Genomic DNA, 25,119 nt, shown 5'->3' with positions numbered 1-25,119 from the left:
TTAAAATGATGATAGTCCGAAAATCATCAATATTATATCAAAAACAAACGGAATAACTGTGTCGAAAATTGGTTGAATGGTAAAATTGGAAATTGGTGTTAAAGCTATAACTAAGAAAATAAGCATTGCATAGCGTTCCACTGGCTCGAGTTTAGCTCTAGCTGACATCGGTAAGAATTCTACTAATATTTGGTACCCATCTAATGGCGGAATTGGAATTAAATTAAATACAAATAAAACAAGGTTTAATTGCACAAAAATCATTAAAAATGTTTCTGTCACTGAACCATAGGTAAAAAATGCATAGTTTAGAAAAAGTGCGTACAAACCAACGCCCAAAATTGCTAATAGTAAGTTGCTTACCGGGCCGGCGAGGGTGACAAGAATACTGCCAAGACGTCTTTTCTTTAATTTAAAACGGTTGACCGGGGTCGGTTTAGCCCAACCAAACCCAGCAATTAAAATCATTAATAAGCCAAACAAATCAATATGTACAAGTGGATTTAAGGATAAACGACCTTGATTTTTTGCGGTATCATCACCAAACGCTAGCGCTACTAATGCATGCGCCCATTCGTGAATCGTAAAGGCAATTAAAAGTGTAATTACAACATAAGGTATCATTTCAAGGGGATAAGCGAGAAAACTAGGCATAAGCGCCTCCTTTATCTTTTATAGAGTAATTTTTATGTGCTATAATGAAAAAAACTTTTATCGAGGTGAGAAAATGCCATTTGTTACCATTCAATTCTTAGAAGGTCGCAGTGATGACCAAAAGAAAGCTTTAGTCAGCGAAGTAACTGACGTAGTTTCTAAAAACCTAAAGGCGCCAAAAGAAAATATTCACGTAATTTTAGAAGAAATGAAAAAAACTGATTACGGTGTTGGCGGCGTAAGAAAATCTGATATTTAAGCATTATTTGAAGCAAGGTTTAACCGCCTTGCTTCTTTTATTTTTCTTTTAATGAATGCGCATGAATTAATGAAATCATTCTTTCAGCTATCTCCTGCTCAACTCGGCCGCTCTCAATGAAGTCAAGTGGATAATATAGTTTGATATCTGTTCGACGTTCCCGCCCGATTGCTTCAACAACTGGTGATTCAGTCGACAGTTCACGCAGTTCGCCATTGCCCATAAGCAGTTTTATAGGTTCTTTTCCGCTACCAACGCCTGGAAGATAATAATCATACGGCAGGTCACTAGAAGAATCAACTACTAAATAGTACGAAGGATCGATATCAGCTTTTTCTAACAATCCTTTTAATTCAGTGTATAGTTCAGCATCTTCTTTCGGATTATAATTAAGATACCTGAGCAATCTTCTATTTAAAAAGCGGCTACATAAATCACTCAAAATCGGATCCGTTTCCTCTTGCCAAATCGAGAAATAATACATTAAAACAATATCATCAAGCACAATATAGTCTTTCAAATTCACTTCATTTACAAAAAACGGTAACACCTGTATTGGAGAGACTTGAAAATCATAACCCGCGCAATACAACTTCTTCGCTCGTTCGAGGATTTTCCATAACAATACTTCCCCACTCCGGCTCACTGGATGAAAATACACTTGCTGATACATTTGGTAACGGCTCATAATATAATCTTCCACAGCATGCATTCCGGAGTACTTCACAATAACCCCATTACCATCAGGGCTAGGTCGAAGCACTCGTAATATCCGTTCTAAATCAAACTTCCCATAACTAACCCCTGTATAATACGCATCACGTAATAAGTAGTCCATTCGGTCAGCGTCAATTTGGCTCGAAATCAACTTAACTAGCGTTTGATTAGGGTAGTTTTTCTTAATAATCGAGGCCACCTTGAGCGGAAAATCATCGCTAACTCGTGAAAGCACTTCGCTAACTTCTGTATTGCCAATAATAATTGCTTGCGTATACTCCTCATGATCCGTGCCAAAAACCTTCTCAAATGCATGGGAAAATGGGCCATGACCTAAATCGTGTAAAAGCGCGGCACATAAAGCCACCATTCGTTCTAGAGGATCTAATTGTGGTTCTTTTGCAAAAGTCACATCAATAATTTGGCGAACAATCTCATACACACCTAAAGAATGATTGAAACGACTATGTTCGGCTCCATGGAACGTAAGCGAAGTCGTGCCTAATTGGTGTATTCGTCGCAATCGCTGAAATTCTTTGGTTGCAATTAAATCCCAAATTAACTTATCAGAAACATGGACATAACCATGAACTGGATCTTTGAACACTTTTTCTTCAATTAACTTTTCCGTTAAATAACTCACGCTACCCTCTCCTTTTATGTAATTTAAGAAAGCACTTTATCATTTCGGGCAATTAAACGTTCATAGTAGGCTGGAAATAAATCGAGTTCTTCTGAAGTCAGAGTGCCTGATTCAAGTTCACCTGCATAATGACGCAAACTATTAAATAATCGAACTAAACATCCATTAACAGTAATATTTTCTTTCATTAAATCAGCTAGCGTACCCATAACTTCTGGATCCACATCTGGAAAACTATATTTGGTTTGCTTGTCTTTCCCACTGATTGCATAAAAATTGCGAATTAGTTCTGAGCGAGCGTCTTGATTGCCATCAACAGCTAAATAAATTTGAACAGCGACACCTTTCGCCATTCTACGTTGTGAAATCCCAGCAAATTTCTGTCCTTGTATGCTAAGATCATAGCTTCCAGGACAATAAGAATTCACGATTTCCTTCGCTTCAATTACTTCATTACAATCTACAAACATATCCTTAATCAAGGTAAACATAGTTTCATAACCCCGTTCAATCGCAATTCCACGTTCAGCGTCTGGAAGTACCATGGAGAGATTAAGCACACCTGCATCAAGTACAACTGCTAAACCACCGGAGTTTCGAACTACTACTCTATAACCTTGTTCCTGTAAAAAAGCAATCCCCTTATCTATATCTGGTAACTTAGAATCTTGTATTCCAAGGGAAACTGTTTTTTCATGAACCCAACCTCGAACAGTGGGCGGCACCATTCTCGCTCCAACTGAACGACATAACGTATCATCTGTGGCAAATGATTGAATAGCATCAAAAGCTGGGTTGATTGTTGTATTATCAATGAAACGCCATGATTCTTGCTTTAATAATGTGTTTTCAATGTCCATCTCTATGTCCTCCGTGATTTTCTTTTTGCTATTATAGCATATATGTTGCCACTTTAGTTACAAACGGCTTAAAATAGCCATTTAATCGTTATTTTTAGATTTTTGATGCTTATTTTACTTTTTTACGTTTAATGTTGAAAACTAAGACTGTAATGATTGATATAACAATAGATTTGGTAATTATATCTTTTTTCATTTTCATCGCCTCATTTCCTTTACCTTATTATAACAAACTTACCATACAAAAAAACCTAACTTCTGTAAAAGAAATTAGGTTCTGTATATCTAAAAGCCTAGGGAGCTTAGTTAGCAAAATTTTACCAATCGTAACGGTCTTTCTTGTCGCGTTGACTTGTATGTTTCGGAGAATTCCCCCACATGCGATAAAGTAAATATCCAATTCCACCTAGTACAAGGACTGGGAATAAGAAGTGAAGTGTAATTCCAACAATATCCAGTACGATATTAAGTGCAATAAATCCTAAAATAACTGTAAAAAATATTTTCCAAAAACTGTTCATGATTTTTTCCTCTTTTCTAATTTTATTTGCTACTTGCAAGTGGAACACTGTTTATTTCTTTGGCTTGAACGAGTAGTTCGTTGTCTTGAACGACGATTTTATACTGTTTGTTCTTTTTAAGTTGTGTAGTTGACATGAAGTTAACTTGGTGACTGTTTCCTTGATTATCTAGACACGATTCGCGGAAAGAATACCCTTTGAACTTTGACTTGGTAACTTCTTTTCCATCGTTTTTGATTGTAACGTAATATGTATTTGCTGCTGATCCAACTGGTGCTGAAAATTCAATTACAACCATTGTTAATACAAAAATTGCAGCCAGTAAACCGAAAAGTCCCTTTTTCATTGTTTTTACCGTCCTTTTTTGTTGATAGGTTAATTATAGAGGACATCTAAAAAAGGAACGAACGGCTCTAGGCTGAAAATTGGTACATCCTAAGTCTTATTTTCATTCGGGTATAAAAAAACGAGTCTAGTATAGTTAACTAGACTCATTTTAAATTAATTTTTTTCAATCCATTTATAGTTTTCTGACCCAATTGGATAAGTTGTATAGTTTTTCAGATTGCTTTTTTGCAAGTATGCTCGGCCGCCTTGATATAGCGGAATGAGTACGGCGTTATCTTTCAGCAAGATTTGTTCAGCTTCTAGTAAGGCTTGCCATCTTTTTTCCGGGTCTGCTGAGAGTTTACCTTTCGCGCCAAGGACTAGTTCATCGTATTTCGCGTCTGAGAAGCCTGTATGGTTCCCTGGGCTGTTTGTGAGGAATAGGTTGAGATATGTTAGTGGGTCTTGATAATCGCCTCCCCAACCCCCTAGTAGTAGTTCAAAGTCTTGTGTAACGTCCGCTTGGAAACTAGCTTGGTTCGTAACATTTTTTAGTTTGATAGTTAGTCCAGGAAGGTTTTCTTCCAATTGATTTTGGATAAATTCTGTTTGTTTGCGTTGTAGAGATGTATCGCCACTTGTTAAAGTCAGTGTTAATTCTGATTCCCCAATTTCTTTTAAGCCTTGTTTCCAAGCGCTTATTGCTTCTTGTTGATCAAATTTGAGTAAATCCCCGTTTTGTTTACGGAAATCTTCTTTTGTTTCTGGGTCAAACATAATGTCAGCAGGAACATCTCCATTTAATGCTTTGGAACCATTAGCAAGAAGTGTGTTAACCATGCCCGTTTTATCAATAGACATTGCTAAAGCACGACGTAAATTCAAGTTGGCTAAATCCGTTTTCACGCCATCTTTACCTTGATTCATCTTCATATAGACAGAGCGTCCAGTTGCTTCTTTATGGAAATTTTTATCATCTTTATATTGTTTAACAAATTCGCCGTCAAGTTCCACTCGGTCCAATTTGTTTGTATTGTATAAATTTAAAGCGGCATTAGTATCTTTTACGACTGTTACATGGATTTTTTCAGTTGGGACGTTCTTTTTATCCCAGTAAGTCGGATTTTTAACATAATCCCATGTCATATTTGTGCCATTCCAATTTTCTAATTTGTACGGGCCGTTGGAAATCAACGTGTCGCTTTTTGTTCCGTAACGGTCACCTTGTTTTTCTACAAATGCTTGATTTTGTGGGAAGAACGTACCGGTCGTTAGGAGCTCTTTGAAAATCGGCACTGGATTTTCTAGTTCGATTTGTAATGTTTTGTCATCTAACGCTTTGATTCCAAGTTCATTTGGTGACATTTCACCTTTCAAAATTTGGGTGGCATTTTTGACGATTTCTTCCATTTGTGGTCCGTATGCAGCGGCAGTTTTTGGGTCTACCACTTTTTTCCAAGCGTATTCAAAATCTTGAGCCGTCACTGGGTCGCCGTTTGACCAATTGGCATCTTCGCGAATTTTAAAAACAAGTGTTTTCCCGCCATCTTTTTCTTCTGGTTCACTGGCAGCTAGCGCTAGCGCCGGTTTCCCATTTTTATCTAATCGATATAATCCTTCAAAAATTTGATTGATTACTCGAAAACTTACACTATTGTCTGCGAGTGTCGGACTTGCATTTGGAATTCCACTCGTTTCCATGATGTTAACAACTTTTGCTTTCTTTTCTGATGTTACTTTTTCACTTTCCCCTTTTTCGCCAGACTGACATGCTGTAAGTACTAGTAAACATAACAAGCTGAGTGCCACTACTATTTTTCTGGCTGTTTTATGCAATATTTCTCCTCCTCTTTTGTAAGCGCTTTTTGATTACGCAAAAAAAATGACGGACTTCCTGCCAAATTCGCGCAGAACTTCCGCCACCATTATAAACCGGAACTGTATCACTTGTAAATAAAAACTGTTATATTTTTATTTCTTATTAAGGTAAACTCCTGAACCAACTACAATAATACACATCGCCATCAACATTGCTAACATTAAGTAACTGGGATCATTACGCATAAACAAAGCAAGGATAAAACAGATTGTACCAGCTATATTAAGTGTAACAGTTGTGATTTTTCTAAGTAGATTTCTTGACCATGCATCAATCTTTTTAAAACCAATCATCGTTAAAAATTTAAAGAGTTTTTTTGAGTATTGAATGTAAGCTGCAACAACAAACATGAATGCTCCTACTGTGACTAAAGAAAATCTACCAGTTGGGATATCGTAACCTAGTGCGTATACAATAATACTCATTTGAATAATCGTTAGGAGTACTAACAACAGTCTAAAACAATATTCAAATTCAAGCAAACTCTCTTGGTTCACTTTTTCTTTCCCATAATATTCTGTTCCTGTGAACATAATCATTAAAAAAGGAATCAGAATTAAACCGAGCCACTTTTGCATAAACATATCTGGGGAGAAGTCCGTGCCGAAATGTACCGCCACTTCAGAAGGTAATAGCGGATATAACACAGCAGAAATTCCTACTGTGAAAAGAATTATCATACTAGGAAATATACCAACTTTCCTCATTCCCCTCACCTCTTCCAATATAATCACTGGCAGTAGGCGACAAGTTCCTCCCTTGTTTCGATAAGCTGCACTTTCTCGGTATTTGCTAATTGCTCTTTTGTTTCATCAAAACCTTGTTCAGATAATGCACGTGTCGCTGGTAAATAAACTAATACAGAAAAGCCTGCCCTACTTAACTGTATAACCGTAGTTTTCACACAAAAATCAAAAGCTAAACCTCCAACAAGAACTAAATCGACCTGTTGTTCCCGTAAATATTCTAGTACACCTGTTGAAAGCTGTTCAACAATATCGTGATAACAAGCGCCGTACGGATGAATGTCTGGCTCCATGCCTTTCCAAATAAAGTAATCATAATCAGTAACAACTGGCAAACCATCTAATAATTCAAAACCTTTTGTACCTGGTTCACAGTGTCTAACCCAAGTTCGGTCCGCATTTGGATATTCGAGTTCAGCCAACATTTCGTCTTTGGAATCAACTACCCATACGGCATTTTGCGGATGCGCGTCTTTACTACCAATTCGAATAGAAGCAAGACTTGCCATAAAATTAAGTTCCGGCACAATTTCGTCACCGCCCGAAACTGGTAATTCATCGGGACAAAGCGGCGTGAATCCTTTTTGCGCATCAATATCAAAAGCTGCAATTTTCATTTAATTTTCCTCCAAGTTTTTATACGTTAGTTGCGCGAACTGGCCGAAACGCGTTACTTCTTCTAGTTCTAGCGCATGTTCCTGGTCCTCTTCAAAAAGCGGAATTCCTTTTCCTAGAATAATAGGTGCAATCGTTATGACAAACCGATCAATTGCTCTCTCTTTTAAAAATTGCTTTACTAATTTCGCACCACCTACAAGCCAAATTTTTTCACCGTCAATGTTATTTAACCAAGTGTCTACTGTGCCGGCAACAAAGTCAGCGTATTCATCTTTTGTCCCAGCTTTCGTGTTGGAAAAAACATAGACATCTTTTTTGCTGTATGGGAATGTATCAGTGAGCGAGAAAATTTGTTGATACGTAGTCCGTCCCATTACGACCGTATCCACGTTATCAAAGAAGGCCTCATAACCCGCATCACCTTCGCTATCAACAGATTCTAGCCATTCTACGCTGCCAGTTTCATCCGCAATGTAGCCGTCCAAACTCACTGCGATATATAGCGCAACTTGTTTTTCACTCATAATCACTCAAATCCTTTCACTACTAATTTTCCAATCATTTTTCCGGATGAGATAATTTTGTGAGCTTCTTCTACCGTTTTTGCATTTAGAGGAGATAACACTTTATTTAATGTTGATGTTAAGTCTCCTTTATCTAGCATGTTCGCTGCTTCTGTAAGGATTTCATGCTGTTTGATTTTATCTTCTGTATTGTATTTCGAACGAGTAAACATAAATTCATAGCTGAAAGTAGCACTCTTGTCTTTTAAAAGAGACATCTTCACTGGTTTTGCAAGTTCCACGATTGAACAAATTTTGCCTTGTGGTCGAATTGCTTCTTGCATATCATCCCAGTGAGCATTTGTATTATGCAAACACAAAATAAAGTCGACACCTTGTTCAAAACCAAGTTCTTTCAATTGTTTTGTTAAATTTTCTCGGTGATTAATGATGTGATTTGCACCGTGTTTCTTCGTCCATTCTATTGTTTCTTCACGTGATGCTGTAGCGATGACATTAAGTCCAATGTTTGCAGCTAGTTGAGTCGCAATCGAACCCACTCCACCAGCTCCATTAATGATTAAAATGGATTTTCCTTTATCGGCCTCAACAATTCCCAAACGGTCAAAAAGAGCTTCCCATGCAGTAATAGTTGTCAGTGGCATTGCAGCGGCTTCTTCTAAACTTAAATGTTTGGGTTTCAAACCGACTAGTCGTTCATCAATTAACGTGAATTCGGCATATGCACCAGGTCTTGTAACATCGCCAGCAAAATATACTTCTTGTCCCGTTTTAAATAAAGTCACTTCTGAACCAATCTCCACTACTTCACCAACTGCATCCCAACCTAAAATCCTAACTTCATCTCCTGTTAGTTTGGTTGCTTCGCGTTGTTTAGTGTCTACTGGATTGATGGAAATCGCTTTAATTTTTACTAATAAATCATGATTTTCTGGCACTGGTTGTTTGATTTCCATATCCACGAAATCAGTTGATGCCTTTGTTAATCCTACCACTTTCATTTGACAACACCTCTCGTTTCCTTTTCCCGAATTTCTTAAAATAATGCACATTTAGATAAAAAAGCCTTCTCATTTTCACTGAGAAGGCTTTAAAAGTTATTTTTCGTCGAGTATTTCGCTATCTTTGAATTTCATTTTTGCATTACACGCTGGGCATTTTATTTTTAATTTGCCGCCGTGTGAATGAGTATGGTTGCTATCTTCAGTTTTAGCAAGAAGCATTTTGCCAGCTTTTTTTAGTAGCGGAATAGCGATAATAACACCGATGATTGTGAACATTGCTAGAACCCCGATAAATACTAATGTTACGGCAACTACAGCGATAAAAGTTTTTTTCAAAAAATGACCTAAATCAACTTGTTCTTCCATCTAAACCAACTCCTCTAATTGATACGTTAACTATATCATGAAGCGGCATTAATTGCAGTGATGATGGTGAGCGTGATTTCCTTCAAGTTGAATTGTACTATGTTCTAAAGAGAAATTTTCTTGTAAATACTGCTCAATATCTGCCAAAATTTTGTCCCGGTCAGCGTTTTCGCTTACGGTTAAATGAGCTGTAAGAGCATTAAAATCAGAAGTAATCGCCCATACATGTAAATCATGCACTTCAGTCACGCCATCTTGTTCTTGGAAGAAAGTTTTGATTGCTTCTGTATCTACGTTAGCTGGTTTTCCTTCCATCAAAATATGAATCGCATCCTTTAATACGCGCCAGCCACTAATTAAAATTAGCGCTGCCACAATAACACTGGCGATTGGATCGGCGATATTCCAGCCGAAGAAAATAATGAGCAGAGCCGCAGTAATAGCACCAACAGATCCAAGCAAATCACCTAGCACATGCAAGAAAGCACTGCGCATGTTCAAATTTCCACTTGTATCACCTCTCATTAAAATCCAAGCTACTAAAATATTAACAAGTAACCCAATAACAGAAATAGTCATCATCCCTGCTCCAATTACTTGTGGTGGATCAAAGAAACGACCAATTGCTTCATAGAAAATAAAAACTGAAATCCCAATGAGCGTTAACCCATTTAAAAATGCTGCTAAAATTTCAAAGCGTTTATAGCCATACGTTTTATCAGAACTTGCAGCTTTTTCGCCGAACTTAAATGCAGCCAAACTTAAACCTAATGCCACAGCGTCAGAAAGCATATGTCCAGCATCAGAAAGCAGTGCTAAACTATTGGTCATAATTCCACCAATAACTTCAACTATCATAAAAGTAGCGATTAGGATAAAACTAATAAATAATGATTTTTTATTGGCATTATGCGTATGGTTGTGGTTGTGACCATGTGCATGATCGTGATTATGTGCCATATGATTACTTCCCCTCTGTAAAGACCTATTTTCTTTATATGCACATGTTAGCATATATACATTTTTAGTGCAAGCTTTCTTTAAAGAAAAAAACTTCTACTCGTGATTTAAGTAGAAGTTTCACACATATTTTATAAAATCTCTTCTTGTATAAATAGGCCTAATCCGCCAATATTGTGATGTTTTGCAATTTTATCAGCTTTTTCTAAAGCAAGTGGAATACCGTTTTCCATAGCTACGCCAATTTCTGCAAGTTCAATCATCCCAACATCATTTTCATTATCACCAAAAGCAATAGTTGAATTTAAATTAATGTAACCATTATCTGCTAGGTATGTAAGGCCTTTTGCTTTATCAATACCTTCATTCATAATATCAATTAAATTAGACGCAGAAGCTAGGACAGATAGCGGTAAACCTTGCAGAGCTGCTTTGATTTCTGCTCGTTTTTCTAAGTCAGACTCAATTACGAGCACTTTTAGTGGGAATTCACCTTCACGGAGCACGCTGAAAGGATCTGTTGTTAAAGTAATTGGAACTTGCTCATTTTCTGGTAAAGTTTTATTTAGCTCATTAAAAAAAGCGATTTTGCCAGTATTTGTTGGTCCAATAATTCGTTCTGTTGTATAAATATGGTAGTTAACGCCTAATGGTTCAAGCGTTTCTAGTACTGTATGTACCAAGTCTAACTCAATATTACTTTTATATAAAATTTCTCCAGTAGTAAAGTCACGTACTAAGCCACCATTACAAGAAATAACTGGTGTTTTAATATTGAGTTCATGGATAAATGGCAAAATAGCTAAGTCTAGTCGACCTGTTGCTAGGAAAAGGTTTTTTCCGTCTGCTTGCCAGTTTATTAAAACTTCTTTATTTAGGGGATGAATTTGATCTCCTTTTTTTACAAGTAATGTTCCGTCCATGTCTGTAATAACTGTATCAATCGCTACATTTGTCACTAGTTTTCGCACCTTTCTATAATTCCGTTAGTATGTATTTCGATTATAGACGAGTTTCACATGATTGTCACGTCGATTTTTGGTATAATAATTTGGAATGGAGGAAGATACTTAGTGAAGAAATATTTTATTACAATCATGATTTTACTTTTTGGTACGCTAATTCTTGCTGCATGCCAAAATAGTGAAGAGCCTAATAATTACGAACCTCCTAAAGTAGATTTGAAAGATCAAATACCAATTATTTTAATTCACGGGAGCGGTGGTAATGCGAGTTCTCTTGATAAAATGGCAGACCAACTAATGAACGAATATAAAAGTTCTAATGAAACATTGACTATGACTGTTAATTCAGAAGGAAAAATCAAGTTCGAAGGTAAGCTTACAAAAGATGCCAAACGTCCCATTATAAAATTCGGCTTCGATCAAAATCAAGCAACCCCCGACGATTGGTCCAAATGGTTAAAAATCGCGATGGAAGATTTAAAATCACGATATGGCTTTACACAAATGGACGGCGTAGGGCATTCCAATGGAGGTTTGGCACTAACTTATTACGCAGAAGATTACTCGAAAGATAAAACTGTACCCACTTTGCGTAAGTTAGTAGCAATTGGTTCCCCATTTAATGATTTAGACCCAGACGATAATGGAATGGATTTATCCTTTAAAAAGTTGCCAAATAGTACTCCTCAAATGGATTATTTTATTAAAAATCAAACAGAGGTCAGTCCTGATTTAGAAGTGCTTGCAATTGCAGGTGAATTAAGCGAAGATAACCCAACAGACGGGATTGTCCCAACGATTAGTTCGCTCGCAACCAGACTCTTTATGCCAGGAAATGCCAAAGCTTATATAGAAGATATTCAAGTTGGAGAAGACGCGGTTCACCAAACATTACACGAAACATCTAAGAGCATCGAAAAAACATATTGGTTTTTAGAAAAATTCTCTACAGACGAAACAGTAATTGAGCTAGATTACAAATAGGAGGGCCACAAATGTTGCACATTCAAGCAAAAATCCAAGTAAAACCAGATTTAGTAGATGCTTTTTTGACAGAAGTGAATTTAGTCATCCAAGGTTCGCTTTTGGAAGCTGGAAACCACGGCTACGAATTAGTTCGCTCCGTAAAGCAGGAAAACACTTTTTACCTTTTAGAAAAGTGGGCTGATGAAGCCGCAATTCAGTTTCATAATGAGACTGCGCATTATAAACTTTTCAAGAAAAATATTCCTGCTTTTTTAGCAGCACCAATTGAAGTAGATTTACTCCGCCAATTAGAACGGTAAAGCTTCATTGTGAATCAAGCGCATTTCAAGTTTAAGGCAAAGTATTATCTGATTGTGTTCCTTTAGGGGAATGCTCCGGATAATACTTTTTTTATAGTTTTCTCTTAAATTTTAGCCAATTAAAATACGCCTCTAAAGTTAGATTCTTCGGTCTAACTTTAGAGGCGCCGGACAGAGCCAAAACTTTTTTAATTCTTCAAATATCCATCTTCAATCCGAATTACACGGTCAACTAAGTCTAACACCCGCTCATCGTGCGTCACCATGATTGCTGCTTTGTTTTTTCGCTTTACTTCATCTGCAATCATTTGGACTACTTTATGGCCACGATTTGCATCTAAGCTTGCGGTTGGTTCGTCTGCTAAAATAATATCGGGATCGTTCATTAGCGCTCTAGCAATAGCAACGCGTTGTTTTTCACCGCCGGATAAGCTTTCTGGATAATTATTTTCGCGCGCGGTTAAGCCTAATTCTTGAAGAAGTTTATCTGCTTTTTCTTTTGCAGCTCGACCTTTTTCACCGGATAGTTCTGCAATTACGAGTAATTGATCCCGCACACTTAAATACGGAATTAAGTTTGCTCCTTGGAAGATAAAACCAACTTTCTCGAGCCGCACTTTTGTTAATTCTTTGCTTGTAAGGTCATTTAATGTTCTTCCGCCAATAGCAATTTCGCCTTCTGTCGGTGATAATAAAGCTCCTGCAATGGATAAAAATGTACTTTTCCCCGCACCAGATGGGCCGACGATTGCAACGAATTCTCCTTGCGCTACTTCTAAAGAAACATTTTTTAATACTTCGATGACTTGCTCGCCATCTTGATAATTTTTAGAAATATTTTTCATCATTAAAGTCATTAGTTTGCCCTCCCAATTGCTTCTAACGCGTCTACTTTGGCTACACGGTAGAGTGATAACATTGATCCGATGACTGCTACAACTAGGAATAATGCGGAACAACCGATTGCAAGTATTGGACTAAGTGTAAACGGCATGCTAGCTGGTAAAATTGCCGCGAGTCCAAATGTTAGCCCATTTCCAATCAATAAGCTGACGACTGATAAGAAAACAACTTGGGTAACGATGCTTCGCGCTAAATATGCTGTTCTTGCGCCGACTGCTTTTAATATACCAAATTGATTGATTTTTTGAATCGTAATGACATAAAAGAAAGCAGCTAGAACAAATGCAGCAATAACGAATAAAAAGGCAATCATCATCAGTAGCGAACCTTGTTCTTCTGAATAACCCGGAATGCCTTGAAGCACTTCTTTACTAGAGGAAAGTTCCATCGAACCAATTGATAGATTTTTAGCAGTATTTTCAGAGACATCCAGTGCTACAGCATTATATTCTCCTTCTGCGGCTTGATTTGTTTGGTGAACTAATTTCCAAGCGTCCCAACCAACGAAAATAACCGGGGAATGGCTAAATGTATTGTTTTTCGTAAAGGCAGTAATAGTGAACGTTTCTCCTGTTGCACTGTCTTTGATTTTACTACCTAGTTTATAGCCGGATTCTTTCAAAGAAATATCTGCTATAACTTCTTTAGTTTGTTGCGGCTCTTTACCTTCTGAAATGGCTGGTTTCATAAAGCCTGTTTTATCTATTCCGAAAAAAGTAATGTCTGTTTTTTTGTCTTTGTTTGGTGGTGTGATTGTACCCATTTGTACACCTAAGTTGGTGCTTTCAGATTTTTTAAGTTGCTTTGCTACACTTTCTGTTTCAGCTGCAGTTAAATTGGACCTCGTTAAGCGATTGTCTGAGTCTTTTTGTAGTACATAATAAGTTGCTTTATTTGATGAAATGGCTGCTCCGTTATCATTTGCGAGCCCATTCGCTAGTCCTGTAACGAACAAAACGAGCCAGGCGATTAACACCATAATTAATCCAATTAAAATATAGCGTAGTTTTGCGTGTTTTAATTCTCTTAATGCCAAAAACATTCCGTTCAACTCCTTCTAAGATCTTACACTTAGTTTAAAGAAGTTTTGTAAACGGAATGTGAATCGGATTTTACAAATTTAGTTTTTTGGTAGTTTGACTTTGAATGTTGTTCCTTTTTCAGTATTACTTTCAACAGTGATTTCACCGTGATGTAACATAATTATTTTTTTGCAAATGGATAAGCCTAAGCCGCTTGAACCTTCTTCTCGGGTACGGCTTTGACTTGCTTTATAAAAACGTTCGAAAATCTTCGCCATATCTTCTTTACTGATGCAGGCGCCACTATTCCAGACTTCAACAAAAACATTGGTCGTTTCTTCATAAAGGCGCACCTGAATATCCCCGCCTTGTGGTGTATATTTAATTGCATTGTTGAATAAATTAGACCACACTTGATAAAGCAATTCGTCATCACCAGAATAGTTTATATCAGCCAACTCTAAATTTATTGTTAGCTCTTTCTCTCGCCAACTCCATTCGGTCATTTGGATTAGTTGGCGCCACTGTTCTGCTAATTGCACTGGTTCTTTTTTCCGTAACTCAGATTCTTGGTCAAGTGAAGCAAGTGTAAGTAACTGTTTCGTTAAAGAAGAAAGGCGTGTCGTCTCCTCTGATAAAACAGTTAAATATTCTTTTTGTTCTTTTTCGGTTAGTGTTCCTGAACCTAAAAGTCTTGCAAAACCTTGCATCGATGTAAGTGGTGATTGCAGTTCATGAGAAACATTTGCGACAAATTCTTGGCGGGCGGCTTCAGATTTTTCGAGTTCGCTCGCCATTTTGGCAAACGAGTCCGCCAGCTGACCAATCTCGTCTTTACGCCGGACTTCGAGCGCCACATCATAATTTCCTCTCCGGATTTTTTTCGTAGCAGTAGTAAGCTTCACAACTGGTTTTACTATGTATCTGCCACTAATAAGCACAAATAAAGTACTAATAATAGACGTGAAAATAAGTATCATCGCGAAAAAGATCCTAAGTTCACCGAATTGTTGTTCCGGATCTTGACGTATAAATAGCGCCAGTTGTTTCCCGTCCACCTTGACTGGAACTCCAATTGTATTTCTAACATCATTATCAAAAAATCCAGTAATAAAAATGCCCGTATCAAACGTATCAATTCCGTGATACGTCTCACCCGCTAACACTTGTTGAACTGTTTTGTTAGGTAAATCTTTTTTTCGAAACGCACCACCGAAATAAACCGATTGATCTTTGCCATCCGTCAGATACAGTTCATAGCCAAGTTCACCTACATTTTCCAAATACTCTTTTAGAGAAATCGACGCATTCGATTGATAAAATTGTTGGACTTCCTGCGCTATCTTAGCTGTTTTTTCATCATTAAAAGGCTTTAATTTTATCTGGTAATAAATGTTCGCAAAGAAAAAACCGAGCAGGCTACTGGAAAGAATGACAACTAGCATCGTCACAACTATTCGACTATATAATGACTTCATGTTGTTTCCTCCAATTTATAGCCAACACCGCGAACCGTGACAATCCGAATACCGTCCTTTTCCTCATCAAAATGGTCGCGCAAACGTTTAATATGTACATCTACTGTCCGGTCACTACCGTCATAATCTCGTTGCCAAATCCGCTCAATTAATTCTTCTCGAGTAAAAATCCGTCCGGGGTAGCTCGCTAATTGATATAACAGTTCAAATTCTTTTACAGGAATCATTCGTTCTTGATTGCCAATTTTTATGCCGTAACTTTTTTGGTCGATGGTGATATTTCCGATAGTAATTTTCGCTTCACTAGCCTGATTGGAACGTCTGAGTAAAGCCCTTATCCGAAAGATTAACTCTTCTGGTTCAAAGGGTTTAGTGACATAATCATCCGTACCAACTTCAAAACCACGCGATTTATCCGCAAGTGCATCTTTGGCTGTCAACATAATAATGGGAATATCAGGATAGCTTATGCGCATCTTTTTGCACAGTTCAAAGCCATCCATGTTTGGCATCATCACATCAATTACCGCCAAATGAACTTGCTCCGTTTCGACTATTTTCTCTCCTTCTACGCCATCAATTGCTTCTAAAACATGAAAACCTTCTGCACGGAGATAGTGTCCTACAAGTTTAAGGATGTGCCGGTCATCGTCTACTACTAATATTTGTTTCATTTTTTCTATTCACCTTACCGTCCTATTTTACTGCATCATATCAAACTTATGTGATTCGTTCAAATCCAGAATAGACGTTTAACCTATCTCCTCGGATAAAACCAACTGTTGTAATGTGCAATTCTTCCGCCATGTTAATCGCCAGTTCGGTAGGTGCAGAGCGAGATAAAATAATTCCGCATCCTAATTTAGCTGTCTTAACGAGGATTTCTGAGGAGATTCGCCCACTAAAAATAATCGCTTTATCATCTGTAGCTGTCCCATCTTTTAAAGCACGACCATATATTTTATCAAGCGCATTATGACGTCCAATGTCCATCCGACTATAAATAATTTCCGCCGAACTGCATAGCGCCGCATTATGAACCCCGCCGGTTTGATGAAATGTTGCGGAATTTTGCTCAAATTTTTCCATTAAGCGGAAAATCATGTCTGTTGTGAGTTTCAGACTTGAATTTTGCTTCACGTTGACGAGCGAGGCGTCTGATTGGAAGTAGAAGTTTTCCCGTGACTTGCCGCAACATGAGGTGATGTAGCGTTTGCCGCGGTACTTGGCATTGAATTTGTTAACAAAGTTGGCGTTAACTTTGGCATGACCAGTCGCTTCAATAATATCCACGGAATCAATGTCTCCCGGACCGCGAACAATGCCTTCCGATGTTAGAAAGCCCACGACTAAATCTTCCAAATACTCTGGCGTGCAGACGATGGTCACGAGTTCTTGGTCGTTAACGTAGATAGTTAGCGGATACTCGGTCGCAACACTTGATTCGATTTCTTGAAAAGTGCCAGCTTCAAAACGGCGAATTTTTTGACGCGATACAATATCCATCAAAACCCACTCCTTTCTAAGCCGAAACAGCGATACTAGGAAGTCTCGCTGTTTCAGATAATTATTTTAATGTCTTCCCTACTTCTTTCAAAAAGGTCATGCCGTAACGGAGCGCCCGGTTAATATCCGGATCTTTCAGTACCTTCATAATCGCTAACATACCCATGATTTCATCGTTTTTTGCACTTTCTTCTGCTTTTTTCGCTGCATCCTTCAAATTTGAAATCATTTCCTCGGTCTGCTCTGGTTTTGTATCGGTTAGCAGTTTACTTGAAATCATCATATTATTTATCGCATTTGTCATTGGTTCTTTACGCCATTCATTTAAAAATGTTTTCGTAATATCCCCCCGCGCCTTTATCGCGCTATTTAGAGCGTCAAGCGCACCCGACTCTTGTAGTAATTTCACCGTTTCTACTATTTCGATAAAACCAGAATCTTGTTCTGCAATGTCAGCTTTCATTTGCGCTAAACGTTCTTTCTCTAATTCTTCAGGTGTCTTCTTTGTATCACGAATCGTTGAAATTGGTTCTGCCATCAATGATTCCTCCCTTTCCCCTCGCATCCGCAGTTGCCACCACAGGCGCAGTTCACTTTAGAAATCGGTTGATAATCTTCTCTTGACCACTTGCGCTCCACCTCAGCCCCGTTTTGCGGGAATCTTTTACGGTTACGCGGATTATGATCTGGAAGTGGATTTTTCCCAATTTTTTCAAGTACAGTTAGATTTACCTTGGTTTGTTTATATGCAGGCGTTTTCGTTCGAACGTCCCCCGCACTTGAAGTCAGCAAATTGACTGCCGTTTCGCTACTTACTGAATGCATCGGCACATAGACTTCATTGCCTTTCATTCGCTCAGTAACAACCGCACGAAGCTTGATACGCCCATACGGCGAACTTAAACGAACAAGCGAACCACTTTCAATATCGCGTTCTTTAGCTAATTCATGAGAAACCTCCACGAATACTTCTGGTAACTTATAATCCAATCCTTTTGATTTATCCGTCAAATTACCCTCATGGAATTGTTCCAATAAACGACCATTATTAAGCGTTAAATTAAATTCTTCCGGGAAAGTAATCGGGGCAATATACGGTAATGTCGAGAACTGTGCTTTACCATCAGGGAAATTGAATCGTTCTTCATAAAGTAGTGGCATATCCTTCCCGTCCACACTAACTGGCCACACAAGACTATTAAATCCTTGCATTCGATCATAACGAACACCTGCAAAAAAAGGCGCTAAGCTAGCAATTTCATCCATAATTTCGCTCGGATGATTATAATTCCAGTCTGTTCTACCACATGCTCTTGCTACTTCTTGAATAATCCACCAGTCCGGCTTCGAATCTCCAAGCGGCTCTAACACTTCATAAAGCCGTTGTACGCGACGCTCTGTATTCGTAAACGTCCCTTCTTTTTCAAGTGATGGAGCAGCTGGGAAAACAACATCAGCAAATTGAGCTGTTTTTGATAAAAACACATCTTGAACAACAAAGAAATCAAGGCTTGAAAGGATTTCTTGCACATGATTCGAGTTAGAGTCCACCCAAGCCATTTCCTCACCAATCACATACATAGAATGAAGTGTTCCAGCTTCAATCGCATCAAGCATTTCATTATTTTTCAGACCAGGCTCTGGCGAAATAGATACCCCATAAGCTTCTTCAAAACGAGCGCGTACTTCATCGTTTCCAAGTGGCTGAATTCCTGGTAAAACATTTGGTAATGACCCCATATCACAAGCGCCTTGCACATTATTATGTCCTCTAAGCGGATAAGCTCCTGCACCGTGTCTTCCGAAGTTTCCAGTTACAAGAAGCAAGTTAGCAATAGCCGACGATGTATGTGATCCCGCAATATTTTGCGTAACTCCCATTCCCCAACAAACCGCTGTCCCGTCCGCTTCATGAATCATTTCCGCCACTAATTTGAGGGTCTCCACCGGTAGTCCCGTTTCTTTTTCGGCGTATTCCAGTGTAAATGGTTCTAAAAATGTTAAGTAATCTGCCACATTACTAATACGGTTATTCATAAAGACTTCATCATGCCATCCCTGATCAATCATATATTTCGCAACCGCTGTCAACCAAACAAAGTCAGTCCCTTGTTTTGGATGAATAAATAAATCTGAGCGCTCCGCCATTTCGTGTTTTCGCAAATCGGAAACAATCAGCTTTTGGCCACGTGTCTTCTGAGCTCGTTTGATTCTGCTAGCAAGCACCGGATGACCATCTGCTGGAGATGCGCCAACAATAATCACGAGTCCCGCACTTTCAATATCTTCTACAGTCCCTGAATCCGCGCCAATCCCAACTGTACGAGTAAGTCCATCCGAAGCAGGCGCCTGGCAATACCGCGAGCAATTATCAATATTATTCGTTTCAAAGACTTGACGCGCTAGTTTTTGCATCAAATAGTTTTCTTCGTTGGTCGTTTTAGAGGAGCTAATAAATCCAAGTGAATCATTTCCATATTTGGCTTGGATTTCGCGTAGTTTGGTTGCAACTAGGTGAATAGCATCCTCCCAACTCGCCGGCACAAATTCATTTCCTTCGCGAATGAGTGGTGTCGTAATCCGTTTTTCACTATTAACAAAATCCCAACCAAATTTCCCTTTCACACACGTAGCAAATTTGTTTACAGGACCTTCCCCAGTTGGCTCGACTTTCAATATTTTACGGTCTTTCGTCCATACTTCAAACGCACAACCAACCCCGCAGAAAGTACAAACTGTCTTCGTTTTCTTCGTCCGCGTTTCCCGCATCGCCGCTTCCATTTCCGACACTGCAAAAACGGTTTGATAATTCGGCTCGACTTTTTTCACCATATCAATCATCGGTTCTAGCATGTCTTCATCAAGTCCCGTCATAAAGCCAGCTTGACCAAGCATTGATTTTTCCATTAAAGCGTTACATGGACATACTGTCGCACAAAGTCCACACGAAACACAAGACGATAAATTCGCTGGACGATCATCATCCCAAATAACCCTCGGCTGACTTCTTTCCCAATCAATCGAAAGCGTCTCATTCACTTGCACTTGTTGACAAGCCTCCACACAACGTCCACAAAGAATGCATTGATCCGGATCATACCGATAAAACGGATGCGAAAAATCATTTAAGTAACCCTTTTCCCGGTATGGGCGGTCTTGTTTTTCCACACCAAGCAGTTCTGTTGTATTATGTACTTTGCAGTTGCCATTATTATTATCACAAACTGTACAATACAGTAAATGATTTTCCAAAATCCGGTCCATTGCTTCTAATTGCGCATCTTTAGCTAGTTCTGAATTTGTTTTAATTTCCATCCCATCTGTAAGATTCGTGCTGCACGCCCGCATAAGCTCCCCGTCAACCTCACACATACACGTGTCACAAGATTGAATTGGCCCAATTTGCTCACTATAACAAATATGCGGATGCTGTATTCCTTCTGCATTTAAATAGTCCAGTATTCGCGTTCCTTCGACCACATCCCGCGCCTCACCATTAATTCGCACTGATACTTTTGCGCCCATCACATTACCTCCTAAATAGAGAAAGCGTTTACAATTTCCGCTTATATTATAACAGTTCTTACTTGAAAATCACAGTAAAAAGACAGTTGATAATCGTTCTCAAATAGCACTACTATGCGATTCCCCTCACAAATCATGCTATATTCATTGACACTTATCCAACTTTTCTGTATTCTTTATAACAAAGCTATGACGAGAAAAGTACGACATCCGTTTTTTCAAAAAGAGAGTTCCCACTGCTGAAAAGGAACAAAAAACAATGTCCGAAAATGGCCTCTGAGCTTTGTCGCTGAAAATAAGTAAGCCACAACGGATTTGGCGTCCGTTATCAAACGCCGTAAGTATTTTACATAAATGCTTATTTGAGGTTTTCAGTGTAAGCTGAAAATAAATTAAGGTGGTACCGCGTGAAATTTTTCTCGCCCTTATTCCAAGAGTTTTTTGGACGAGGGCGAGTTTTTATTTTGCCCTAAATTGCTCGAAATGGAGGATTTCAAATGACAAAACAGCTACTTGTTTTACAATCTGATTTTGGTATTAGTGATGGTGCAGTTAGTGCTATGTATGGTGTGATTAATAGTGTTAGTAGTGATTTACAAATATACGATTTAACGCATCAAATTCCTCAATTTAATATTTGGGAAGGCTCTTATCGTCTTTTACAAACTGTTCCTTACTGGCCTGAAGCTACGATTTTTGTATCTATTGTTGATCCTGGAGTTGGTTCAAAAAGGCGGAGTGTAGCCATTTTAACAGAAGACGGTCATTATATAATTACACCAGACAATGGAACTTTAACGCATATTGCCCACTACGGAACGATTAAAGAAGTTCGCCTTATTGATGAAGAGAAAAATCGCCTCCCACGGTCAGGCGCTTCTCATACATTCCATGGTCGCGATATTTTTGCCTATACTGCTGCGAGACTTGCTGCTGGCGTGATTAGTTTTGAAGATATTGGTCCTGAAGCCACACCTGAATCCATTGTTTCGTTAAGTCTAAGTGACTCTTATTTAGAAGAAGAACAGGCTTATGGAACAATTGATATAATCGACCGCCCATTTGGCAACCTTTGGACAAATATTCGCCGGACTGATTTTCTGCAATTAGGCGCAAAATACGGGGATTCCATTGAAGTTCTAATCAAACACCACGACCGCGTAGTTTATAAAAATTTCGTTACCTACAGCCGCTCATTCGCAGACTTACGGATTGGTGAAGCACTCATCTATGTCAATTCACTTGATAATCTTGGACTCGGTATTAATCAAGGGTCCTTCGTAGATGCATATTCGGTAGGTACAGGCACCAGCTGGAAAGTCTCTCTTAAAAAAGTATAAAAAACAGGGTCAATTATCCAAAATTGGATTCTTGACCCTGTTTCTATATTATTTCGTATATTCTTTGACGATTGGTTCTTGTTTTTTGTTTTTAAGGAACAAACTTAAAATCATCCCTAAAGCCGCGAAAATTGCTGCAACCATAAACGCAGCTCGCATTCCGTCCAAACTAGCATCTTGTGCTTTTTGAGCAAAACCAGCTGGATCAGTCGCCATAAGCGCTTTACCAGGCATATTATCTTTCGTCACATTTGTTAGTACAGTGATGAGTACCGCAGTCCCGATTGAACCAGCAATTTGACGAATTGTATTATTCACCGCCGAACCATGGTTAATCAAGTGGTTAGGAAGTGCATTCATTCCCGCTGTCGAAACTGGCATCATCGCCATCGAAATCCCGAAGAACCTAACTGCATAAAAAACAACAATATACCAAAGCGGCGTATCTATCGTTAAAAACATAAATGGAATTGTACCGATAGTTAAAATTGTAATACCAGTAATCGTTAACCATTTTGCTCCAATTTTATCGAAAATAATCCCGGTAATCGGACTCATTATTCCCATAATAATCGCACCTGGGAGTAATAATAGACCGGATTGAAGCGCAGTCTCACCACGAATTGTTTGAATATAAAGAGGCAACACAATCTCCGCGCCAATCATCGCCATCGTTACTATTGAGCCAAGAATAACCGATAATGAAAATACTGGATATTTAAATACATGAAGCTCAAGCATTGGATTTTCAATTACTAGTTGGCGCCAAACAAATAACGCAATAACGACAACACCAATGATTAATGTTGTAATAACAATCGCGTCCCCCCAACCATCATTACCAGCTGAACTAAATCCGTAAAGCAACGCCCCAAAACCAATTGAAGACATCACAATAGAAAGAAAATCAATTTTTGTATCGGTTAACTTCACTACTTTTTTCATTCCGAAGAAAGCTAAAATAATATCAATAACCGCAATCGGAATTAGAATAAGAAATAATACGCGCCAATCATAAGAATCCACGATCCAACCTGATAAAGTTGGCCCAATTGCTGGAGCAAACGCAATAACGAGTCCCATCAACCCCATGGCTGCCCCACGTTTTTCACGAGGGAAAATCAGCAAGAATATCGTTTGAAGTAGAGGCATCATAATACCAGCACCAGCCGCTTGAACAATACGACCAGTAAGTAATATAGGGAATGAACCCGCTACAGATGAAATAATTGTACCAATTGTAAATACAGTCATTGCCGTAATAAATAACGTTTTCGAACTAATTTTTTCAATTAAAAGTGCTGTAATCGGAATCATAATTCCATTGGTCAGCAAGAAAGCTGTTGTTAACCATTGCCCAGTTGCTGCTGTAATATGCAAATCATCCATAATCATTGGCAGCGCTGTCGCTAATAACGTCTGATTTAAAATTGCTACAAATGCCCCAATAATCATTGTTACTACTAATAAACTTCTACTATAAGATTTCCCATTAACATCAACGGGTCTTTCTACTGCTGTACTATTCAAAATTAATACCCCTTCCCATGTGGAAATTTCCAGATGAATAACAGTAGTATAATAAAAAAAGACCAACAAGTCAATAAAAATGACTAATCGGTCTAAAATTTATAAAAGTCCGTTCACACATGCTTCTAATTTATTCACTTCTTTGGTTAAACTTGCCGGCACATGTTGCTTAAGATACAACAATGTTCCTTGAACCATGAAATCTCTTGGTGCTTCGTTATTATTAATCTCACCGACAAGAGCATTCATCGATTCTTTATACTGCCATTTATCAGAATCAGCAATATCTTCCTTTTCTATCCCTACATTCAATTCCTCAAGTGCTTCTCTTAATTTAGCAAGGCGCTTCTTACGGATTATTGTTTGATCTGGCACCAAGTTCTCTGTATCAGCTTCAGTAAAAATAATTTCTCCGCTCTCCAATATATCTTTCACAAGCGCATCTAGCCTTCTTACAACATATGGAATAGCCCGTTCAATTAACCCCGAGTCCACATTCTTACTCCCACTCGCAAAAACATACATCGCCGCCATCCCACTTAGGAGCATCGTAATATCGTTAATATAAGGTTCCGTTTCCATGCCATAAACCTCTAACAGCTGATTTTTAACCCATTCCATATTCTTAAGCCGCACATTCTGCAAGAACGAATTAAAATCATCATCAATCATCGTTTGCGAGAAAGTAATATTTAATATCTCTCCGTTTTCCGTATAAAAATGAATAATAATTTTCAAGCATTCCGTAAAGTTATCCTTCTTCGTTCCATCCAGTGCCATTGTATACTCCAAACGCTGATGCAAAACAGAATATTCCTGCTTAAAAATAACAATAGCGAGCTCCTCTTTCGAAGTAAAATAATTATAGAAAGTCCCCTTAGAAATACCAGCCGCATCCACCATATCTTGTACAGACGTTTTCAAATAACCTTGCTTTTGAAATACCTCTTTAGCTGACTTAATAATCCGCCGCTTCTTTTCTTTCAAAAAAACACCCCATCCGCCTCGTATTTATACCCCTAGTATAATATATTTATACGCTCTATTCAAGATATGTAATAAAACCTTCATTAATTATGTAGAAGAACGCACATTCCCCTCAACATAATAGTAATAAAACAAATAAAAAAAGCCTCGCATACTAGCGAAACATTCGATTTGTGAAGATATTATATTTAAGCCACTTGTCGGATTTGAACCGACGACCCCTTCCTTACCATGGAAGTGCTCTACCAACTGAGCTAAAGCGGCAGCAAAAGCCTTTCAAATAAAAAAATGGCTCCACAGGCAGGACTCGAACCTGCGACCGATCGGTTAACAGCCGATTGCTCTACCAACTGAGCTACTGTGGAATAATACATTGCCCGGCAGCGACCTACTCTCGCAGGGGGAAGCCCCCAACTACCATTGGCGCAGAGAAGCTTAACTACCGTGTTCGGGATGGGAACGGGTGTGACCTTCTCGCCATAACTACCAGACAATATTG

The 25,119-nt window shown here is 38.5% G+C and carries 26 protein-coding genes, 2 tRNA genes, 1 rRNA gene and 1 other annotated feature; of the genes, 4 read left to right on the top strand and 25 right to left on the bottom strand.

Going from position 1 to position 25,119, the window contains the following annotated elements:
• Positions 1–654 (bottom strand): site-2 protease family protein, encoded by a 654-nt coding sequence (locus HCB38_RS12250; RefSeq protein ID WP_185319943.1) that lies wholly within the window; start codon positions 652–654, stop codon positions 1–3.
• Between the two features lie 73 nt (positions 655–727).
• On the opposite strand from HCB38_RS12250, the gene thmT reads away from it, so the two are divergent.
• The gene (gene thmT / locus HCB38_RS12245) at positions 728–913 is read left to right on the top strand and encodes a 2-hydroxymuconate tautomerase (protein WP_010991343.1); all 186 of its coding nucleotides are present in this window, start codon (positions 728–730) and stop codon (positions 911–913) included.
• A gap of 37 nt (positions 914–950) precedes the next feature.
• Here the strand turns inward: thmT and HCB38_RS12240 are convergent, their stop codons facing one another.
• From HCB38_RS12240 to HCB38_RS12185, 12 genes are all read right to left on the bottom strand, one after another.
• Entirely contained in the window at positions 951–2,273 is a 1,323-nt protein-coding gene (locus tag HCB38_RS12240) for an HD domain-containing protein (RefSeq protein WP_185638677.1), read from the bottom strand.
• Between the two features lie 23 nt (positions 2,274–2,296).
• Positions 2,297–3,133 carry a lipoyl-[GcvH]:protein N-lipoyltransferase gene (gene lipL, locus HCB38_RS12235; RefSeq protein ID WP_185319946.1) on the bottom strand — a complete coding sequence of 279 codons (837 nt, stop codon included), beginning with the start codon at positions 3,131–3,133 and terminating at the stop codon, positions 2,297–2,299.
• 317 nt (positions 3,134–3,450) lie between these two features.
• Positions 3,451–3,654, bottom strand: coding sequence for a hypothetical protein (locus HCB38_RS12230; RefSeq protein WP_185319947.1), 204 nt, complete (start codon positions 3,652–3,654; stop codon positions 3,451–3,453).
• A gap of 22 nt (positions 3,655–3,676) precedes the next feature.
• Positions 3,677–4,000 (bottom strand): YxeA family protein, encoded by a 324-nt coding sequence (locus HCB38_RS12225; RefSeq protein WP_185619345.1) that lies wholly within the window; start codon positions 3,998–4,000, stop codon positions 3,677–3,679.
• A gap of 155 nt (positions 4,001–4,155) precedes the next feature.
• Positions 4,156–5,817: a peptide ABC transporter substrate-binding protein gene (locus HCB38_RS12220; protein ID WP_185319949.1), complete on the bottom strand. Its 1,662-nt coding sequence runs from the start codon at positions 5,815–5,817 to the stop codon at positions 4,156–4,158.
• A gap of 135 nt (positions 5,818–5,952) precedes the next feature.
• Positions 5,953–6,567 (bottom strand): DUF1648 domain-containing protein, encoded by a 615-nt coding sequence (locus tag HCB38_RS12215; protein WP_185319950.1) that lies wholly within the window; start codon positions 6,565–6,567, stop codon positions 5,953–5,955.
• Positions 6,568–6,590: 23 nt separating this feature from the next.
• Positions 6,591–7,223: a nicotinamidase gene (locus tag HCB38_RS12210; RefSeq protein ID WP_185638675.1), complete on the bottom strand. Its 633-nt coding sequence runs from the start codon at positions 7,221–7,223 to the stop codon at positions 6,591–6,593.
• Positions 7,224–7,748, bottom strand: coding sequence for a dihydrofolate reductase family protein (locus HCB38_RS12205; RefSeq protein WP_185319952.1), 525 nt, complete (start codon positions 7,746–7,748; stop codon positions 7,224–7,226).
• A gap of 2 nt (positions 7,749–7,750) precedes the next feature.
• Entirely contained in the window at positions 7,751–8,749 is a 999-nt protein-coding gene (locus HCB38_RS12200; protein ID WP_185638674.1) for a zinc-binding alcohol dehydrogenase family protein, read from the bottom strand.
• A gap of 96 nt (positions 8,750–8,845) precedes the next feature.
• Positions 8,846–9,118 (bottom strand): hypothetical protein, encoded by a 273-nt coding sequence (locus tag HCB38_RS12195; protein WP_185319954.1) that lies wholly within the window; start codon positions 9,116–9,118, stop codon positions 8,846–8,848.
• 48 nt (positions 9,119–9,166) lie between these two features.
• Positions 9,167–10,078 (bottom strand): cation diffusion facilitator family transporter, encoded by a 912-nt coding sequence (locus tag HCB38_RS12190; RefSeq protein ID WP_185319955.1) that lies wholly within the window; start codon positions 10,076–10,078, stop codon positions 9,167–9,169.
• Between the two features lie 131 nt (positions 10,079–10,209).
• The gene (locus tag HCB38_RS12185) at positions 10,210–11,037 is read right to left on the bottom strand and encodes a Cof-type HAD-IIB family hydrolase (protein WP_185638672.1); all 828 of its coding nucleotides are present in this window, start codon (positions 11,035–11,037) and stop codon (positions 10,210–10,212) included.
• Between the two features lie 114 nt (positions 11,038–11,151).
• Between HCB38_RS12185 and HCB38_RS12180 the strand changes: the two genes are divergently transcribed.
• Complete coding sequence (locus HCB38_RS12180; RefSeq protein ID WP_185319957.1) at positions 11,152–12,027, top strand: alpha/beta hydrolase; 876 nt, start codon at positions 11,152–11,154, stop codon at positions 12,025–12,027.
• An 11-nt stretch (positions 12,028–12,038) separates the two neighbouring features.
• Positions 12,039–12,329, top strand: a complete 291-nt coding sequence (locus HCB38_RS12175; RefSeq protein WP_185319958.1) for a putative quinol monooxygenase — start codon at positions 12,039–12,041, stop codon at positions 12,327–12,329.
• A gap of 188 nt (positions 12,330–12,517) precedes the next feature.
• Here the strand turns inward: HCB38_RS12175 and HCB38_RS12170 are convergent, their stop codons facing one another.
• The 7 genes from HCB38_RS12170 to fdhF form a co-directional block, all read right to left on the bottom strand.
• A complete protein-coding gene (locus HCB38_RS12170; protein ID WP_185319959.1) occupies positions 12,518–13,186 on the bottom strand; it encodes an ABC transporter ATP-binding protein in 669 nt (222 codons plus the stop codon).
• Positions 13,186–14,274: an ABC transporter permease gene (locus HCB38_RS12165; RefSeq protein ID WP_185319960.1), complete on the bottom strand. Its 1,089-nt coding sequence runs from the start codon at positions 14,272–14,274 to the stop codon at positions 13,186–13,188. Before HCB38_RS12165 ends, HCB38_RS12170 begins: the two co-directional genes overlap by 1 nt.
• 78 nt (positions 14,275–14,352) lie before the next feature.
• On the bottom strand, positions 14,353–15,732 hold the full coding sequence (locus HCB38_RS12160) for a sensor histidine kinase (protein WP_185319961.1): 1,380 nt from the start codon (positions 15,730–15,732) through the stop codon (positions 14,353–14,355).
• Entirely contained in the window at positions 15,729–16,406 is a 678-nt protein-coding gene (locus tag HCB38_RS12155) for a response regulator transcription factor (RefSeq protein ID WP_185638670.1), read from the bottom strand. The genes HCB38_RS12160 and HCB38_RS12155 overlap by 4 nt, the downstream gene beginning before the upstream one ends.
• A gap of 46 nt (positions 16,407–16,452) precedes the next feature.
• A complete protein-coding gene (fdhD, locus tag HCB38_RS12150) occupies positions 16,453–17,238 on the bottom strand; it encodes a formate dehydrogenase accessory sulfurtransferase FdhD (protein WP_185319963.1) in 786 nt (261 codons plus the stop codon).
• Positions 17,239–17,299: 61 nt separating this feature from the next.
• A complete protein-coding gene (locus HCB38_RS12145; RefSeq protein WP_185319964.1) occupies positions 17,300–17,776 on the bottom strand; it encodes a helical membrane plugin domain-containing protein in 477 nt (158 codons plus the stop codon).
• The gene (gene fdhF / locus HCB38_RS12140) at positions 17,776–20,763 is read right to left on the bottom strand and encodes a formate dehydrogenase subunit alpha (protein WP_185619330.1); all 2,988 of its coding nucleotides are present in this window, start codon (positions 20,761–20,763) and stop codon (positions 17,776–17,778) included. The genes HCB38_RS12145 and fdhF overlap by 1 nt, the downstream gene beginning before the upstream one ends.
• A 180-nt stretch (positions 20,764–20,943) precedes the next feature.
• Positions 20,944–21,193, top strand: a binding site (T-box leader).
• Between the two features lie 67 nt (positions 21,194–21,260).
• Between fdhF and HCB38_RS12135 the strand changes: the two genes are divergently transcribed.
• The gene (locus HCB38_RS12135) at positions 21,261–22,103 is read left to right on the top strand and encodes an SAM hydrolase/SAM-dependent halogenase family protein (RefSeq protein WP_185319966.1); all 843 of its coding nucleotides are present in this window, start codon (positions 21,261–21,263) and stop codon (positions 22,101–22,103) included.
• A 48-nt stretch (positions 22,104–22,151) separates the two neighbouring features.
• Here HCB38_RS12135 and mdrT read toward each other — a convergent pair whose 3' ends face one another.
• The 5 genes from mdrT to rrf all read right to left on the bottom strand — a co-directional run bounded on the left by mdrT (position 22,152) and on the right by rrf (position 25,111).
• Positions 22,152–23,633 carry a cholic acid efflux MFS transporter MdrT gene (mdrT, locus tag HCB38_RS12130; RefSeq protein WP_185638667.1) on the bottom strand — a complete coding sequence of 494 codons (1,482 nt, stop codon included), beginning with the start codon at positions 23,631–23,633 and terminating at the stop codon, positions 22,152–22,154.
• A 99-nt stretch (positions 23,634–23,732) separates the two neighbouring features.
• The gene (gene brtA / locus HCB38_RS12125) at positions 23,733–24,620 is read right to left on the bottom strand and encodes a bile-regulated transcriptional regulator BrtA (RefSeq protein ID WP_185638665.1); all 888 of its coding nucleotides are present in this window, start codon (positions 24,618–24,620) and stop codon (positions 23,733–23,735) included.
• Between the two features lie 191 nt (positions 24,621–24,811).
• Positions 24,812–24,884, bottom strand: a tRNA-Thr gene (locus HCB38_RS12120).
• Positions 24,885–24,909: 25 nt separating this feature from the next.
• Positions 24,910–24,985, bottom strand: a tRNA-Asn gene (locus tag HCB38_RS12115).
• Positions 24,986–24,995: 10 nt separating this feature from the next.
• Positions 24,996–25,111, bottom strand: a 5S ribosomal RNA gene (gene rrf, locus HCB38_RS12110).
• Positions 25,112–25,119: the final 8 nt, after the last annotated feature.

This window comes from Listeria farberi (assembly GCF_014229295.1).
Classification (GTDB): Bacteria; Bacillota; Bacilli; order Lactobacillales; family Listeriaceae; genus Listeria; species Listeria farberi.
The sequence above is the reverse complement of the archived record's forward strand: the minus strand, read 5'-3'. Positions and strand labels throughout refer to the sequence as shown.